The sequence below is a fragment of the Thermostichus sp. OS-CIW-31 genome, from assembly GCF_054060305.1.
Map to the genome: position 1 here is coordinate 13,465 of NZ_JBSSDA010000018.1, position 16,681 is coordinate 30,145.

Annotated in this window: 12 protein-coding genes; 7 read left to right on the plus strand and 5 right to left on the minus strand. The window is 59.9% G+C overall.

Annotation, left to right across the window (positions count from 1 at the left end; genetic code table 11):
• Positions 1-148: 148 nt before the first annotated feature.
• The 4 genes from ACVWY9_RS10765 (at position 149) to ACVWY9_RS10780 (ending at position 4,125) form a co-directional block, all read left to right on the plus strand.
• Positions 149-919 (plus strand): hypothetical protein, encoded by a 771-nt coding sequence (locus ACVWY9_RS10765; RefSeq protein WP_457388330.1) that lies wholly within the window; start codon positions 149-151, stop codon positions 917-919.
• 215 nt (positions 920-1,134) lie between these two features.
• Positions 1,135-2,253 carry a calcium/proton exchanger gene (gene cax, locus ACVWY9_RS10770; protein WP_457388331.1) on the plus strand — a complete coding sequence of 373 codons (1,119 nt, stop codon included), beginning with the start codon at positions 1,135-1,137 and terminating at the stop codon, positions 2,251-2,253.
• A gap of 38 nt (positions 2,254-2,291) precedes the next feature.
• A complete protein-coding gene (locus ACVWY9_RS10775) occupies positions 2,292-3,485 on the plus strand; it encodes a hypothetical protein (RefSeq protein WP_457388332.1) in 1,194 nt (397 codons plus the stop codon).
• 130 nt (positions 3,486-3,615) lie between these two features.
• Positions 3,616-4,125, plus strand: a complete 510-nt coding sequence (locus ACVWY9_RS10780; RefSeq protein WP_414522167.1) for a mechanosensitive ion channel family protein — start codon at positions 3,616-3,618, stop codon at positions 4,123-4,125.
• A gap of 96 nt (positions 4,126-4,221) precedes the next feature.
• Here the strand turns inward: ACVWY9_RS10780 and ACVWY9_RS10785 are convergent, their stop codons facing one another.
• Positions 4,222-4,461 (minus strand): DNA-directed RNA polymerase subunit omega, encoded by a 240-nt coding sequence (locus ACVWY9_RS10785; RefSeq protein WP_011433877.1) that lies wholly within the window; start codon positions 4,459-4,461, stop codon positions 4,222-4,224.
• A 250-nt stretch (positions 4,462-4,711) separates the two neighbouring features.
• Positions 4,712-5,395, minus strand: coding sequence for a DUF2232 domain-containing protein (locus ACVWY9_RS10790; protein WP_457388333.1), 684 nt, complete (start codon positions 5,393-5,395; stop codon positions 4,712-4,714).
• Between the two features lie 563 nt (positions 5,396-5,958).
• On the opposite strand from ACVWY9_RS10790, the gene ACVWY9_RS10795 reads away from it, so the two are divergent.
• From ACVWY9_RS10795 to ACVWY9_RS10805, 3 genes are all read left to right on the plus strand, one after another.
• Positions 5,959-6,969, plus strand: coding sequence for an ArsJ-associated glyceraldehyde-3-phosphate dehydrogenase (locus tag ACVWY9_RS10795; protein ID WP_011433875.1), 1,011 nt, complete (start codon positions 5,959-5,961; stop codon positions 6,967-6,969).
• Between the two features lie 25 nt (positions 6,970-6,994).
• Complete coding sequence (gene arsJ / locus ACVWY9_RS10800) at positions 6,995-8,281, plus strand: organoarsenical effux MFS transporter ArsJ (protein ID WP_457388334.1); 1,287 nt, start codon at positions 6,995-6,997, stop codon at positions 8,279-8,281.
• A 139-nt stretch (positions 8,282-8,420) separates the two neighbouring features.
• Positions 8,421-10,052, plus strand: coding sequence for an alpha-D-glucose phosphate-specific phosphoglucomutase (locus ACVWY9_RS10805; protein WP_457388335.1), 1,632 nt, complete (start codon positions 8,421-8,423; stop codon positions 10,050-10,052).
• A gap of 56 nt (positions 10,053-10,108) precedes the next feature.
• Here ACVWY9_RS10805 and ACVWY9_RS10810 read toward each other — a convergent pair whose 3' ends face one another.
• The 3 genes from ACVWY9_RS10810 to ACVWY9_RS10820 form a co-directional block, all read right to left on the minus strand.
• A complete protein-coding gene (locus ACVWY9_RS10810) occupies positions 10,109-13,576 on the minus strand; it encodes a hypothetical protein (RefSeq protein ID WP_457388336.1) in 3,468 nt (1,155 codons plus the stop codon).
• Positions 13,558-14,736 carry an LptF/LptG family permease gene (locus ACVWY9_RS10815; protein WP_414351333.1) on the minus strand — a complete coding sequence of 393 codons (1,179 nt, stop codon included), beginning with the start codon at positions 14,734-14,736 and terminating at the stop codon, positions 13,558-13,560. The genes ACVWY9_RS10810 and ACVWY9_RS10815 overlap by 19 nt, the downstream gene beginning before the upstream one ends.
• A gap of 63 nt (positions 14,737-14,799) precedes the next feature.
• Positions 14,800-16,593 carry an LptA/OstA family protein gene (locus tag ACVWY9_RS10820; protein WP_457388337.1) on the minus strand — a complete coding sequence of 598 codons (1,794 nt, stop codon included), beginning with the start codon at positions 16,591-16,593 and terminating at the stop codon, positions 14,800-14,802.
• Positions 16,594-16,681 lie beyond the last annotated feature (88 nt).

Consider the following 16,681-nt stretch of genomic DNA (forward strand, 5'->3'; position numbering starts at 1 on the left):
CGGAGCGCTAACCGGAGTCACTGTTCGCGTCAGCGGGACGGAGTCCTTGAAGCCTGCACTCTCTCGCTTTGGCGGCGCGGAGCGCTTTGCGTCAGCATGAGTGTGGGAGTATGTCACGTACCTTTAAGGCTGAGCGCAGAGGGATCCCATGGCGATCATCGTCCTGAAAGCCTGGTATTTGGATTCGGTGTTGTCTGCTTCCCAAGTCCAACAGAGGGCCCCCGACCTGCGCCTGAGCCGTACCGGCCTCTTGAAAACGGCGATGCGGGCCGACTTTCTCGACGATGTGGAGCAGGTGAAGGCTTCCCTGTGGTGGCAGCGCTACCTGGAAGGAGAGCTGGTGGAGTTTTACATCGAGGGCAGCGGTGCCTACAGCATCTCCAACCTCGATTTAATTAGCCGCGAGATCTACTTTAATAAGCGGGCCACTCTGAACATGACCGAGCCGGTCATCTACTTCTGCGGCCAATCGGATTACCCCGACTCCAGCGCCACTCTGCACCGGGCATTGCAAGCCGTGGTAGAGACCCTCAATCGCAACCACGGGCCGGTTGTGCCCCTACAGCTTCAGGGATCCCTTCCCGCTGAGGCTGAGACCCCGCTCATCGATGCGGCCTTGATTCGCAAGCTCAAGCACGCGCTGCTGGTGGTGGCCGATGTAACCCCTGTGCAGGTGAATGGCCGGGGGCGTCCCCTACCCAGCCCTCAGGTCTGTCTGGAGTTGGGCTATGCCCTGCAATCGAAGCGCCCCGAACAATTGCTGCTGGTACAACTCCCCCGCGACGGCATCGAGGGATCCTTTCCCTTTGAGGTAGAGGGCAGCAGTTTTTTGAAAATCGCCGATCCCCAGCGTCTGGTCGATCACCTGGGAGCCGAGATCGCCCGGCAGTTGCAGCGCAACCGGGTTATCTCCCTCTAGCCAGCAGCACCTATCCAACCTCCCCTCGCAGCCGCTAGACTCTTGGAGATGGCCTCATGGTGGCCGCCTCTGGCCATAGGGGGCGCGGATCCCCGAAACCCAAACAGCCCCGCTACCTTATTTTCCCCTTGTGAACCATGACCCTGGCTAATGCAAATCCTTTGATTTCCCCGGATCGCTCTGCATCAGGTTGGCAGAGAGGTCTGAACAGCATAATGTTCCTGCTGCTGTTGGGGGTTCCCCTATCTTGGGTGGGGCACTTCCGGGGCTGGGATCCCAACCTGGTTTTCCTCTGTGCGGCTTTGGCGGTGGTGGCCTTGGCGAAGTTTATGGGTCAGGCCACGGAAGAGATCGCAGCCTTGACAGGGCCGACAGTCGGGGGGCTGATCAACGCCACCTTTGGCAATGCGGCGGAGTTAATCATCGGCTTGGTGGCACTGCGGGCGGGGCTGGTGGATGTGGTAAAAGCCTCCGTCACCGGCGCGATCATCAGTAACCTGCTCCTGGTGGCCGGCTTGGCCATGTTTTTGGGCGGGATCAAGTTTCGAGAGCAGAGCTTTCGACCCGAGGTGGCCCGCATGAATGCCTCGGTGATGAACCTGGCGGTGGTGGCCTTGATCTTGCCCAGCGTGGTCACCTATGCCGATGCCAACTTGGGGGAGATCTCCATCCAAGAGCTATCCACGGCGGTAGCCCTGGTGCTGATCGGGGTTTACGGTCTCACTTTGCTGTTTTCCCTCAAAACCCACAGTTACCTCTACGCCCTTCACGAAGCAGAAGCCGCAGAAGATGAGGCGGCCAATCGCCTGGCCCCCAATCCGGTTTTGCAGGCGGAAGGATCCATTCCCCAGGTGTTGACGGCTCCGCCCGAGGGAGCCGGTTTGGGGTTTTGGGTGCTGGCCCTCTTGGGGTTGACGGTGTTGGTGGCGCTGGAGTCGGAACTGTTGGTGAGCACCCTAGAGGACACGCTGGAACACTTTCACATGACGCCGCTGTTTATGGGGGTGATTTTGTTGCCGATCATCGGCAATGCAGCAGAACATGCGACGGCGATCACGGTGGCCATGAAAGACAAGATGGATCTCTCCTTCTCGGTGGCGCTGGGCTCGACGATGCAAATTGCCCTGTTTGTGGCACCCCTGCTGGTGCTGGCCGGGGATGTGCTGCATCAGCCCATGAACTTTAACTTCGGCATGGTGGAGTTGGTGGCCATTGCAGTCTCGGTGCTGCTGATCAATTCCGTCAGCAGCGATGGGCGCTCCAACTGGCTGGAAGGGCTACTGCTCTTGGCCACCTATGCCATCCTCGGGATTGCTTTCTTCTTTCTGGAGTGAGGCGTTAAAGTGTTCTGCACCGCTGACGCAAACGGCTCATGCTGCACAAACTGCAATCGGTAGACAAGCCGAAGCCGGGGAAAACGGGATCCCTGTTGTGGCCTCTCCTTTTCGGTGCATCTTTTGCCCTATCCCCCATAGGCAGGCCCGCATGGGGGCAGGAAGCTGCCGAAAACAACGGCACCGCCCCCAACCTGCCTTTGCTCAACCGTTTGGATGCCCTAGAAGAGCTGCGGCAAGCGCTTAGCCTCCCCACCTCTTCTATCCAGGCGGAGGCCGTGACGCTGGATGGGCGGCATTTGTTTGTGGTTACTGCTCCCCAGGGGGATCCCGGCAGCCTGCCTCCGGTGTCGCAGCGGGTGCGCTCCATTGAACAAACCCTGCACCAGTTGGCCAGCGCCGGATTCGATCCAGAGGCGCTGCAGGTTGAAGTCACCCTGGACGGCCAGACCAACCAGCCTGTTATCCGGGTGAATGGGCGACATTTGCTAACCATCACCTCCCTCGATGCTCAATTCCAGGGCGCCCAACCCATGGACTGGGCTGAGCAGGTAGCCGGCATTGTTGAGGAAGCGCTGCGCACTTCGCAACGGGAGCGGCAGCCTCAATTTTTGCGCCGCCAAGCGGTGATTGCCCTCGGCATCTTGGCCGTGGCGGGCAGCCTGAGCCAGCTCTGCCAGCGAAAACGGCGACGGCTGCAGCAAAAACGCGATGCCCTGCAGACGGAATACCAGGCCATCCAAGCAGAGATTCAGGAGCGCCTAGCGGGGGAAGAGCAGCCGGGCGTGGATCCCGTCTTAGTCGAACAACAGGCCGGACGCAAACGGCAGGAATCCTACTTGGAGCTGCAAATTCGCCTGCTACGCCTGGTGCAAATTAGCCTGTGGGTGGGCGGAGTTGGGGTGAGCTTGGGCCTTTTCCCGCAAACGCGACCCCTGCAAAGGTTTTTCCTGGTTTCCCTGCGCGGCCCTCTGTTGCGGTTGGTAGGGGTGGGTCTGGCCACCTATGGCAGTGTCTGGCTGAGTGGACTAGTGCTGGATAACCTCTTTGCTGCCCTGCGCCAAGAGCAAAATGCCCCCACCTATCGCCTCAGCAAACGCCTCAGCACCTTTGCCAGCGTCTGTGACATACTCCCATCACTGACCCTACAGGTACAGCGTGGGCTTCGCGCTTCATCGGGGAGCTACTGCAAGAACCCTCCACGCGCAGACACGGGATGTCCCACCGCGTAGCTGTACCAGATTCCGGCAACGCCGTTTTGTACAGCCATGTTGATTATGGCACAGGATATATACGCCTTTCATCCCGACCCTCCTGCTGTTGCAGAGAGTGCGGGGCTTCCCGGCGGTTTAGCTAACCCAGTTGCGCAACACCGAAGGCAGCTTGATCTCCATTCCCAACAGTGCCATCCGGGTGGTGGAAAACCTCTCCAACGGCTGGTCACGGGTGGATCTGGGGATCATGATTGCCTATGAAAATGACCTGGAACAGGCGATACGCATCACCGAGCAGGTGGCTCTGCAGATGTACCGGGAGCCGGCTTGGCGGGAACAAATTCTCGAGCCCCCCGAAATGCACGGTGTCGATGATCTGGGGGAGCGGGGGATCACGCTGCGCATTTGGATCAAGGTGCAGCCTCTGCAGCAGTGGAGGGTGGCGCGGGAATACCGCCGTCGCCTCAAACACGCCTTCGACCAAGCAGGGATCCAGATTCCTTTCCCACAGCAGACCCTCTGGTTCCACAGCCCCTTGGAGATGCGCATCCAGGGTCTCAGCCCAGAGGAGACCCACCGCCTGCTGCACCTAATGGAATCGCGGCTCGAGGCTCGCCTGCGGGAAAGGGATCCCGTTGCAAACGACTTGACAAATTGACAAAATAGGCGGCTGCCGAAAGCTTCTACCCTTAGCCGCTCAGCCGGCTAGCAGTTTCAACAGGGCGGTCGCGCCAGCAGGCCGCAAGTCTAGTGACTACTCATCGCCGATGATTTCCGGCTCAGTCAGTTCATCCGACATTTCGATGACAGCGCGGCGGATTGGCTTCATCCAGCCATCTTCTATATCATCCGGATCCTCGTAGCGGCGGCGCTTGGCGCGGTTGGCCACCTGTACCGTGATGCGATAGCGATTTTTGGAAGCGTTGATCAGAGCCTCTACCCGACGCATCAGCTCGTCATTGTCAATAGCCAGTTGATTCTTGCGGGAAGCCATAATCGCAGTCTTAAATCTTGATATCTTGATATCTTGTTGCCACCAGGATCCCAACGAGACTCCGTCCCGCTAACGCGAAAGGACTCCGTCCCGCTACCGCGATCCTAGCAGAGAACCTTCCAGTTCTTGCATTCCTGTAGCGTTGCATGGCAATAGGGTGGGACTTTTGCCAAGAACTCATTTGTCAAGATTTGTCAAGAACTCATTTGTAGAGCAGCTTGCTCTGCTCTTGTACAACTCACAGGGGCTGCTAATCCAGCAAAAACTGTACCCACTTCGGCGGGGGTGGCAGCGGGCAACGAAAGTGCTCCATCACCAGGGCGGCCACCAAATGCACCGTGAATACGTAGATGAGGGAATTGAAGGCAATAAATCCCACCACCACCACCTGAACCATCCAGGGTTCTGCCACCCAGTAGACGCCCCATCGGCTGAGGGACATATCCAGGAGCCAGTTGGTTAGGCCGGTAAGTTGAATGGTTACGTAGATCCAGAGGTTTTCCCCCACCAGTAGGGAGGAAAGCACCAACTGAAAGATCAAGCCCAGGGCGCTGAGCACAGCCCCGCTCACCACCGAGACGTACCAGGAAAGACGCTGCTGCCACAGGCGGGCACACCAATAGCCCAGCAGACCATAGGGAATGACATAGAGAATGCTGCGCGTGGGCCCTATCAGCACCGTCAGCAACAGGCCCGAGACCACCAGGGCCATTGCCCCTGTGCGGGGATCCCAGCGCATCACCGCCAGCGCCACCGGAATGGGGAAAAACAGGCGCATGAAAGGAGCTAGCGGCGTGTAGCTCAGGATCCAGATCAAGGCTGCCGTACTGGCCAAAAAAGCCGTTTCCACCACCCTCAAAGCCGGAGAACGGGGAGGTGGGGGGGGTAAGGGAGGAAAGTCATCCTGCACAGAAGGCTGAGGCGGCGGGGGCACATCCAGAAAAGCACAACTTTTCCCAGCTTAGCTTGTCGGGGTGTGGGGGTAGCTAAGCCCCGCACTGTACTCGTAGAGTCAGTGTCGAGATACAGATACCCCCACATGGTGTATGGTGGGAGTACTTGCACAAAACGGCTTTTGCCGGAATCTGGTGCAACTACGCGGTAGGGCATTCCGTGTCTGCTCGTGGAGGGTTCTTGCGTAGGCTCCCCGATGAAGCGAGAAGCCCACGCTGTACCCGTAGGGTCAGCGATGGGAGTATGTCACGCCACCGGTTGCCGGGTTGGGCGAATTGTTGCCCAGAGGTGTGGATCTGGACTGCAAATCGGCTACAGGATAGGCCCTGTTGTCGATTGGGGCTGCCTCAGCGGATCCCTTTTGGATTTCAGGACATTCGGCAACATTTCCCAAGGCCAACCGTGAACCGACCCCCATCGGCCAGTCTCTCCTGACCCTACCCATCAACTTGTCTTGAAACGACTAGGGCGTTCTGATAAAGTTGAGGCGGGATTTGCCCTGAGAGAGCGGGATCCCTTCTGGACAAGTCTAGGGTCAATGCTATGGCAGTGCGGGTGGGCATCAACGGTTTTGGCCGCATCGGACGGCTAGTGTTGCGGGCTGCTTGGGGCTGGGAAGAGCTGGAATTCGCCCACATCAACGAGATCAAAGGGGGAGCGGCGACGGCGGCCCACCTGTTGAAGTTTGACTCGGTGCAGGGCCGCTGGGCTATCGACATCGAGGGATCCGATAACCGGCTGCGCATTCAGGACAAAACCCTCACCTTTAGCGAACACAAGTCTCCTGGTGAAGTGCCCTGGGCAGAGTTGGGGATCGAGCTAGTGCTGGAATGCTCGGGCAAATTTGTCAAGGCAGCGGAGCTGGATGCCTACTTCAAAGCGGGGGTGCGCAAGGTGATTGTGGCTGCCCCTGTCAAGGACGAAGAGGCCCTCAACATTGTTATGGGCGTCAACGATCACCTGTACGACCCGGCCCGGCACCATTTGCTCACGGCGGCTTCCTGCACCACCAACTGCCTGGCTCCTTTGGTGAAGGTCATCCACGAGGGGATCGGCATTGTTCACGGGGTGATCACCACCATCCATGACGTCACCAATACCCAAACCATGGTGGATGCCCCCCACAAAGATCTGCGGCGGGCCCGCTCCGCTCTGCTGTCTTTGGTGCCCACCACCACCGGCTCTGCTACGGCCATTGGTCTGATTTACCCCGAACTCAACGGCAAATTAAACGGCATTGCCGTGCGCGTGCCCCTCTTGAACGCTTCCCTGACCGATGCGGTGTTCGAAGTCAGGCGGCCCACCACCGTGGAAGAAGTCAATCACCTCTTAAAAACTGCAGCCGAGGGCGAACTCAAGGGGATCCTCGGCTACGAGGAGCTGCCCCTGGTCTCGGTGGATTTCAAAGGGGATCCCCGTTCCAGCATTGTGGATGCGCCCTCGACGATGGTGGTGGATGGCGCCCAGGTGAAGATCCTGGCCTGGTACGACAACGAATGGGGCTACGCCAACCGCATGGCGGAACTGGCCCGCAAAGTGGCCCGCAGTCTATAGAAACATCTCCCTTGGAGACCTGCCCATGACTTCTGTTTCGACGGCTCAAGCCTCTGCGGTTCGCAACTATGCCCTGGTTACAGCCGCCTACTGGGGATTCACCATCACCGATGGCGCCATCCGCATGTTGGTGCTGCTGCACTTCCACAAGTTGGGCTTTACCCCGATTCAAATTGCCATGTTGTTTCTCTTCTACGAGATCTTCGGGGTGATTACCAACTTCCTGGGCGGCTGGATTGGATCCCTGTTTGGCCTGCGGCTGACCCTGTATGGGGGCATTGCCATCCAGATCTTGGGATTGGTGATGCTGGGCGTGTTGAACATGCAGTGGCCGGTCTGGGGCCAGGTGGCCTACGTGATGACCGCCCAAGCTCTGGCCGGGATTGCCAAAGATCTCACCAAGATGAGCTCCAAAAGCGCCATCCGCCTGGTGGTGCCCAAAGAAGCGGAATCCCGCCTGTTTCGTTGGGTGGCTATGCTCACCGGATCCAAAAACGCCCTCAAGGGGGTGGGGTTCTTTGTGGGAGCGGCCCTGCTGCAGATCTTCACCGAAATCTACGGGGATCCCATGGGCTTCCGCATGGCCAACTTTGTCCAGGCGGGGGCGTTGGCTTTGATCTTCTGTTCGGGGGCGCTGCTGCCTGCAGACATGGGCAAAATCAAGGCCAAGATCCCCTTCAAGCGGCTGTTTTCCAAGAGCAGAGAGATCAACATCCTCTCGGCAGCTCGCTTTTTCCTGTTTGGGTCGCGGGATGTGTGGTTTGTGGTGGCCCTGCCGGTGTTTCTCTACGACGAGCTGGGCTGGACTTTTATGCAGGTGGGCAGTTACATGGCCATCTGGGTGATTGGCTATGGGTTCATTCAGTTTGTAGCGCCGCAACTGCTGAGCGGGGGTCGCCCTGGCCGTGCTCCCAAGGCCCGCACCATCCAGATTTGGACCTTCGTGCTGACGGCGGTGCCGGCAATGATCGCTACAGCCTTCATGGCCGGGCTGGCACCGGAGCTGGTGATCACCGGCGGCTTGATCCTGTTCGGGATCGTCTTTGCCTTCAATTCGGCAGTGCATTCCTACCTGGTGCTGGCCTACACGGAAGACGACGACGTAGCCCTCAATGTGGGCTTTTATTACATGGCCAATTCCGGCGGGCGGCTGTTGGGGACGGTAACTTCTGGGATCCTCTTCCAGTTCTACGGGTTGGAGGGCTGTCTTTGGTTTTCCACCCTCTTGATCTTGGCGGCGGGGCTGTTCTCGTTGAAATTGCCGGATCCCAGCAAAACCCCGGTGGAGTGGGTGGTTAAGCCAGGGGATTGAGGATGGAGGGCTACCAGCGGAGATCGATGCATCCATTCAACCCATCCACAAATGGGTGGAGGGGAAAGAACTCTGCTCAGCACAAACGAGAGGCCCAACGATGAGATAGTAGAGGAGCAAGCAGCTTTTCCGGCAGCCTATGAGCCTGCGCATCGTTCCCACGACGCCCTTCCCTGGCCAGAGACCCGGCACCTCTGGCCTGCGCAAGCCGGTATCGGTGTTTCAGCAGCCCCACTACCTGGAAAACTTCGTCCAATCCATTTTTGATGTCCTGGAGGGATCCGCCGGCCAAACCCTGGTGGTGGGGGGAGATGGCCGCTACTACAACCGCGAGGCCATTCAGATCCTGCTCAAGATGGCAGCGGCCAACGGCATCGGGCGGGTGTTGGTGGGGCAGGGAGGGATCCTCTCCACGCCGGCGGTTTCCTGTCTCATCCGCAAGTACGGCGCCTACGGGGGGATCATCTTCTCCGCCAGCCACAACCCCGGTGGCCCCCAGGGGGATTTCGGCATCAAGTACAACATCGGCAACGGTGGCCCTGCCCCGGAGAAGGTGACCGAGGCCATTTACGCCCGCACCCAGCAGATCCGGGAGTACCGCATCCTGGAAGCTCCCGATGTCGATCTGGATCGCTTGGGCGAGCAACGGCTGGGGTCCCTCACGGTGTCCGTCATCGACCCGGTGGCCGATTACTTGAGCCTGATGCAGCGTCTGTTCGATTTCGAGGCCATCCGCGACTACCTGGCTTCCGGGATCCGCATTGCCTTCGACGCCATGCACGCCGTCACCGGCCCCTATGCCCACGCCATTTTGCAGGGATCCCTGGGAGCACCAGAGGGCAGTGTGCTCAACGGGCAGCCCCTGCCGGATTTTGGCGGCGGACACCCGGATCCCAACCTGGTGCATGCCCGCCCATTGGTGGAACTGTTGTTTCGGGAAGATGGGCCGGACTTTGGGGCCGCTTCCGATGGGGATGGGGATCGCAATCTGATCCTGGGCCGTCAATTTTACGTGACCCCCAGCGACAGCTTGGCAGTGCTGGCAGCCAATGCCCACCGGGTACCCGGCTACCGAGAAGGTCTGGCGGGAATTGCCCGCTCCATGCCTACCAGCCAGGCAGCAGATCGGGTGGCGGCCAAGTTGGGGATCCCTTGCTACGAGACCCCCACCGGCTGGAAATTCTTCGGCAACCTGCTGGATGCGGGCAAAGTTACCCTCTGCGGGGAAGAGAGCTTCGGCACCGGATCTCACCACATCCGGGAAAAAGACGGGCTCTGGGCCGTCCTGTTTTGGCTGAACATTTTGGCCGTTCGACGGCAGCCGGTGCGGCAGATCGTGGAAGAGCACTGGCGCACCTATGGGCGCAACGTCTACTCCCGTCACGACTACGAGGGACTGCCGGTGGAGGTGGCCGAGGCGCTGATGGAAGACTTGCGACGCTCCCTGCCTGGGTGGGTGGGCCAGCGCTTGGGATCCCACACAGTGGCTTATGCCGATGACTTCAGCTACACCGATCCCGTGGACGGCAGCACCACCAGCCACCAAGGGATCCGCATCGGCTTTGAGGATGGATCCCGCATCATCTACCGGCTTTCGGGAACCGGCACCCACGGAGCCACCCTGCGGGTGTACCTGGAGCGATTGGAGCTGGATCCCGCCCGGCATGGCCTGGATCCCCAAGTGGCCTTGGCCGAACAGATTCAACTGGCCGATCACCTTGCCCAGATTCGCGCCCGCACCGGTCGGCAGCAGCCAGACGTCATCACCTAACCCGCCGCAACTGTTGGCAGGGATCCTGCCGGCGGCGGTTCCTGGAGAAGCGGGGATCAGGGCCTGAGGCCATCCCAGCCGGTCGCTTCGGCGTCGCGGAGCAGAAAGGTGCCGATAGGGGAGGTGATGGGAGAGGTCAGTTGAAAATCTCCCCGCTCTTGGGTGAGGCCCACCGGGCGACTGGGGAAAGCCACCAGGATCCCTTCCAGGCGCAGCGACTCGGCTACCGGATCGTAGGCCAGGCGCAGCTCAAAATCCCGCAGGTCGCGGCGAACTTCCACCCGGCGGATCCCTGCTTCCGTCAGGCCCAAGCGCAGCCGCCAGTGATTTTGCCATCGCGTGCCGAGGGTGGCATCCAGCTCCAGGCCATAGGTAGAGATCTGGCCCAACCGGGGATCGTAAACCGCCTGCAGGGCATAGCTGATCCCCGGCTCATACACATCCAGGCCAGAGCGTTGATCCCGGTTAAATGTGGTGCTGCTGCGTCCCCGATATTCCAGACGAACGGGTTGGAGCTGTCCCTGGTTCAGGTCGTAGGCCGTCTGCAACTGAATGTTGAACAGATCAGGGGCGGTGCTCCAGGTGAAGTTGGCGTTGAGGGTATCCCACTTCTGGGCAACGAAGTCGTAGCCAAGGTTGGTGTCCAGGCGCACCAGGTTTTTCACCTCTGCCTGCAGATCCTGCAAGTTGCGGGAGGCAATCGCTGCCAAATCCTCCGGGGTATCGTCGGGGAAGGTCAGGGCTATCGGCAGCTCGCCGGGCAGGTCATCTTCAAAGGCAATGTAGCCTGGGGGCACATCGGGTAGGGGATCGCGGGGCGTAAAGAAGCTGATGTTGGCATTGATGCGATCCACATCTTTAGGGCTGGTGGAGAGAGTTTGGAAGGGCACAGAATTGTTGCCGTAGAAGGTGCGGCTGTAGCGCAGGTCGATGGTATTCCAGTCGGCAGGTCTGAGACTGAGGCGAGGGTTGAGGCTGACGGTAGACTCCTGGTCAGGAGTGGAGTAGAGAACTTGGGTGTAATCGATAGAACCCGGCATGAAGGTGATCCAGGGAGCCGGTTGAATATCGTTGAACTGAAGGCTGGAGCGCAGCTCGTAGCGATTGAAAAAGTGGAGGCCCGCCCCCACCTCTTGATCCGGCTGTTGCTCTTGAGTTAGGGTGAGGGCGCTGCTGAGGGCAATATCGGGCGTGATGCGAATGAGGTCGGGGTTAAAGGCCAGCTCGAAGTTGCGACGCGGCTCGTTGTCGCCATTGGAACTGCTGTAGGCACGGTAGGCCAGGCGATAGGTACCTCCCCAACCGGGTGGGGTCAGTTGAGTGCCCAGCGTCAACCGCGCATCGGCAAAGTCGGGGCCATCTTTGACGCTCACCCGCTGGTTGTAGTCCAAGCGCAGATCCGATTGCAGCCAATGCACGCCCCCGTAGCGCTGAGTGTGGCTGAGGGTGAGGGGGAAGCTGTAGATGCCCCGCTCCTGGGATCCGGTGCGGCTGATGTTGAGGGTGGTGGTGGAGAGATCCCCCTGAAAGGTGGCGTTGAGACGCAGATCGGCGTTGTCGTTGCGTCCGCCGGCAGGACGGTAGGTGTTGTCCAGGTTGAGGTTGAGCTGTCCCCGCAGTTGGCCTTCCTGCCCAAAGAGGTTGGCAGCGTAAAAGTCGAAGTTGTGGTCGATGCGGAAACGGCTGGAGAAGCGCTGTTGGTCGGCTTCGGTAACCAAGTAAAACTGGGCTCGCCCGTAGTTGACGCTGTCCGGGATGGGCAGGATGTAGTCATGCAAGAAACCAATGCCCACCCCTTTTTTCTGGATGGCATCCAGCCGCAGGCCGCCGAAGTTGTATTCGTCGAAGCGGTAGGCCCAACTGGATTTGACAAACACCCCCTCTGTCTCGCTGCGCCCCGGCAGCACCCATTGGTGATCTCGCAGGCTGTAGATGAACAGGGGGAAATAGGCAATCTGCAGGCCCGCCCGCAGATCCCCTGCTTCTGTCAGCTCGCCGCCGGCAAACACGCGGGCGTCGTAGACGATCACCCGGTCATCGGGAAACACCTCCACCCGATCCCCTTGCACGTAGTGGGTGATGGGCGGCTCTGGCGAGGTGGTGACGGTGGCTTTCTCGAAAAAGATCTGATCCCCCAAAATGGCGGTGGTCTCTTGGCTGCGCACAAAAACCTTGGTGCCCGGCTCCTCCCCCGGCAGAATGACCAGCGAGCTCTCAAATTGGGCGGTGCGACCGGGGATATCCAGATCCAAATTTCGCCCTTCGATTTGCCGGATCCCGCGCCCTTGGGGGCCAGGGGGCTGCTCCATGCGAAAAGGGCCCTCGCTGCGCAGGCGTCGCTCCCGCCGATAAAACAGCAGCCGGTCGCCGGTGATGCGGGTGCCGTCAGCCAGTTGGATCAAGGCGTTCCCCTCGGCAATGCCCAGGTCTTGTTCGGCGATGTAGCTGAGCACATCCCCACTCACGTTGATTTGATCCGGGTCGAGGGGGATTTGCCGCTGCGCGGTGGCCGAGAGTTGCTGGCGAATCTGGGATCCCTGGCTGCCGGTGCCAAGATTTTCTGCCGCTGAAACGGCATCTGCACCAGTGCCCAGATCCTGTAGGAGCGGGAACCGCTCCAGCAGCTGAGGAGCCAGGGGTGAGCCAGCGGTGGGGATAAAGGCTTCCGTTCCCCTTGGAGGGGATCCCGTCAGCCCCGACCCAGGGGTGGCCTCTGCCAACAGGACACCGCCCAAATCCAAGCTCCCACCGGCTTGGGAGATCAAGGGAGGAACCGTCGAAGCTGGGATCCGGTGCAACCTTGCCTCTGAACCAGCTTCACCTTGCAGTTGAGCCGTAGCCGGGTTCTCGGCATTGGGTGCCGAGGTGGGAGCAGGCAACTGCACAGTGTTGGTGGGGCGCAGCCAGGGTTGCTCTTCCACCTGCAGGGCTTCAGCCTGAGAAGTCATGGGCTGGGAAAGCCGAAGGGAGTTCAGGCTGGGAACTGCCGCGGTGGGCGTCGCCGGTGAAGGGGGTTGGGGAGAAGGTGTTGCCTGGGCCTGCTGCGCCTGTCGCCGAGCATGGGCTGCTGCCCCTTCGGCCAACAGCCGTTGTAGCCGCTGTCGGTTCAGTTCTTCTGGCGTGAGGGGCTTTTCAGGAGAGTTGGCAAGGGGAGGGGATCCAAAGTCTGAAACCGGGGCCGTAGGGGGTGGGGTTGCCGCAGTCAAGGCTGTAGCAGGCAGAGAAGATTGCGCCTCGGCCAAGGTGATGGGCTCCTCATCGGCGGCAGCCATCGGTTCTGGGCTGGAAGCCCGGCGGGCCAGTTGCAGGCGCTGAGCAAGTGTTTGCGCTGACCGAAAGCGCTGGTAGCCCTCCAGAGAGAACTCCGTCCCGCCGACGCCAACAGTGGGCAGGGGGTCCAACTGGGCGAAGACGGCCTCCCCCGTCCCCAACCACAGGGAGCCGCCCCAGCAAAGAGCCAACCACTTTGCCCAAGGGCTGAAGTCAGGGGGGAAGTTGCAGGATTTCACCGTAAAAACCGCCACAGTAAAGAGAAGCCCACCCCACCGAAAATCATATTCGGCAACCAGGCAGCCAGCCAGGGATCGATATGCTCCACTCGACCCATCGCTCGTCCCAGGCTCATCAGTACATAGTAAATAAACACCAGAACAATCGCTAGCGCCACGCCGCCGTAGCGCCCCGTTTGCCGCACCGTTTGCAGGCCCAAGGGGGCAGCCACCAAGATGGCGAAAAAGCTGGCCAAAGGAATGGCGAACTTGAGGTGGTATTCCGTCAGGCAGCGGGCCACATCGGCAGAAGGGCGTTGCTCCGCTCGATATCGCTGGCACTGCTCCCACAGCTCCCCCGCCCGTTGCTCTTGGGGCACTTTTTCCGCGTACACCAGGCCCACCAGTTTGTTGACGATGTTGAGCTGCATTTCTTCCACCTGGCCTTCATAGTAGGTGCGCCCCTGCTCGTCATAACGGCGGATCACCACATCTCGCAGTTGCCACGATTGGCCCACCTGCTGCGCGGTTTGAGCGGAGATCACCTGCGGATAGCGCAGGTGGCCGGTCTCAGCTTTGCGATCCAGGATCAACAAATCCTGCATCAAGCCGGTCTTCGGGTCAATCGATCCGACATGAAACCAGAGATCATCATCCACCCGCACGATCTCTTCTGGATTAAACAAAAGAGCATCTTGAGCCAAGATGAGGTTCTTGTTCAGGATTTTCACCTTTTGGTTGGTTTCCGGCACAATCACTTCATTGGTCAACAGCGCCAAGCCGCTGATCAGCAGGCCAATACAGAGCACGGGGATAAACACTTTGCGATAGGGGATCCCAGCAGCACGCAGGGCGGTGATCTCGCTGTCGGCTCCCATTTTGCCCAGGGTGAGCAAGGTGGCAAAGAGGCCGGCAATGGGAAAGGTGACCACCAAAATGGCGGGCAAATTGAGGAGGAGAATGTGCAAAATGGTCAGGGGAGGGGCGCCCTTTTTCACCAGCAGATCGGTGTAGATAAACAGCTGGTTGCCCAGCATCATCACCGTGCCCCCGGCCACCCCCAGAAAGAAGGGGCGGATCATCTCTTTGAAGAGATAAAACTCCAAAAAGGCAGCTCCCAATCTCAGGGATCCCCAAAAGCTGCCCGCTTGAGCAGGGGTTCTGCGCAGTTTGCCCTCGGCGAGTGGAGCCGTCATGACATCACCTCGGATCACAACCTCAGCCAAACCTAGACGATAAAAAACCCCAGATGGAGCCCGTCAGAGGGCGTCGGTGATGCGAAACTGAAACATTCCCTGCTGCTGCTCGTCTCCTTCGACGGTGTATTCATCTTGTTTTATGTTCAGGGTAACCAGCTTGCCACTGAGGCGATTGGCGCCCCGGCACATCTGATCCAGCGCGTTGCGGCCCGGCAGAGCTTGGGTGCTCTCCCCGGGAAGGCGGCCGACCTCTCCCCGATCGCAGAGCACCACAGGAGCCTGTTCGGCGCTGATTTTGAAAATTTGTTCTCGGTCGAAGTAATCGGCGCGATCCCCTTCGATGGCGCGGTTGGCCTGCACAATAACCACATTGCCGAAGAAGCGGGCATCGCCGCTGGCTTGGTCGATCTCCACCCGGTCGGCGTAGATCACCGTCGGCTGATCCACATCCGCCTGGGTCTCTGAGTTTTGCAAGCGCCGCGCCAGCCAGTCCCCTTCGATCTGCTCGATCACCACCTCTCCCCGCAGCTCCACCTTTTCAGGGGTGATGGTGGCTTGGTTGGCCTTGGCCCTACGTCCCCGCTGGATAAACTCGACGGCATCGCTAAACTCGGAAGTACCGGTGCGGGAGTTGTAAACCAGGCGGGCAGCCCGCACTTCGGTTTCGGCTTGGCGCAGTTCTTCCGTCAGGGATCCCCCGCCGGGCGTGGGGGTAGAGGCAGCCATCTGCCGGTAAAGGACGTTCTCTTCAAAGAAGAAGATCTTGTCGCGGTGGTTGCCCTCTAGGCGGGCTGAGGTGAGCACCCGTCCGGGTTCTTCCAGGGTAACTCCTCCCGTCAACAGACTTTGGGATTCGCGGCGGCGGTAGGTGCCCTGGGCCGCCTGGATGATGGTTTCCCCCTGGCGGATCTCCAGGTTGCCTTCCCCTTGGGCAATTTGTGTGTTGCGGTCGTACGTGAGGCGGTCGGCAATGATGGTGACTTCTTGATCCTGTTGGTCTGGGGTCGCCTCCGGGCCGGGAGAGGCCTGGGCCAAGCGCAGATCGGCCAATAAGGGATCCCGGCTGCTGTCGCCGGCCACCTCTTGCAACACCACACCGCCGGAGAGAATGCTTTGGGCCTGTTGCCGCAGGTAGGTGCCTTGGGGAGCGCGAATCTCGATGCCACGTTCGCGAATGCGCAGGTTCCCTTTCCCCTCGGCCACCTGGTTGGTGCGGTCGTAGGTGATCTGGTCGGCGGTGATGGTGGTGGAGGTGGGTGCCGAGCCGTTTGGGGGCAACACTATCAGCTTGCCCTGCTCGGCCCTGAGAAGGGCAAACTGAAAGTTAAACGAACCGGAGCGGCCCTGCAGCACCATTTCCCGGCCTTTGAGGGTGAACTCCGCCGGCACCTCGATGCGTTCTTCGGGGGTGACTCTCAAGGCGCTGGTCAAGAGCAAGCTGCCGTCGCCGCTCCTCACCTCCACCTCCTCATCCAAATACAGCTCATCGGCGGTGGCATTGTAGCGGGCTCGCTTGGCCCGCCAAGTCATCTGCTCGCTGCTATCAAAAAAGGGATCCGGCACCCCTTTTTGCCGGTCGGCACCTTCTCCGTAGAAGTAGCCGTGTGCCCCCTGTTCAAATACCTGTTGCCCAGCTGCCAGATCCACCTGCTCGGCAATCAACCGCCAACGCTGATGTCCTCCCCGACGACCCAAGATGTCTACCCTGCGGCTGACCGAGAGGGGCTGATCGGGGGAAGGAGACTCCACCTTCACTTCCTCGATGTCGATCGACAAGGCCCAGCCCACCAAAGCAGCCAAGATGCTGCTCCCCAACAGCGCCACTCCCAGGTTGGAATTGAAGAATCGCCCCATCCTATTCTTGCTGCCGCCTCACCTCGACCCGAACTGACCACTCCCCTTGGAGCCAACGCTCTGAGCTAGCACTCTAGGCTGTAGCTTA

Excerpts from the sequence above, each read along its gene's own strand:
- ACVWY9_RS10815 (WP_414351333.1), bottom strand. The coding sequence starts at position 14,736 with ATGACGGCTCCACTCGCCGAGGGCAAACTGCGCAGAACCCCTGCTCAA.
- ACVWY9_RS10785 (WP_011433877.1), bottom strand. The coding sequence starts at position 4,461 with ATGGCTTCCCGCAAGAATCAACTGGCTATTGACAATGACGAGCTGATG.
- arsJ (WP_457388334.1), top strand. The coding sequence starts at position 6,995 with ATGACTTCTGTTTCGACGGCTCAAGCCTCTGCGGTTCGCAACTATGCC.
- ACVWY9_RS10805 (WP_457388335.1), top strand. The coding sequence starts at position 8,421 with ATGAGCCTGCGCATCGTTCCCACGACGCCCTTCCCTGGCCAGAGACCC.
- ACVWY9_RS10795 (WP_011433875.1), top strand. The coding sequence starts at position 5,959 with ATGGCAGTGCGGGTGGGCATCAACGGTTTTGGCCGCATCGGACGGCTA.
- ACVWY9_RS10820 (WP_457388337.1), bottom strand. The coding sequence starts at position 16,593 with ATGGGGCGATTCTTCAATTCCAACCTGGGAGTGGCGCTGTTGGGGAGC.
- ACVWY9_RS10775 (WP_457388332.1), top strand. The coding sequence starts at position 2,292 with ATGCTGCACAAACTGCAATCGGTAGACAAGCCGAAGCCGGGGAAAACG.
- cax (WP_457388331.1), top strand. The coding sequence starts at position 1,135 with ATGTTCCTGCTGCTGTTGGGGGTTCCCCTATCTTGGGTGGGGCACTTC.
- ACVWY9_RS10765 (WP_457388330.1), top strand. The coding sequence starts at position 149 with ATGGCGATCATCGTCCTGAAAGCCTGGTATTTGGATTCGGTGTTGTCT.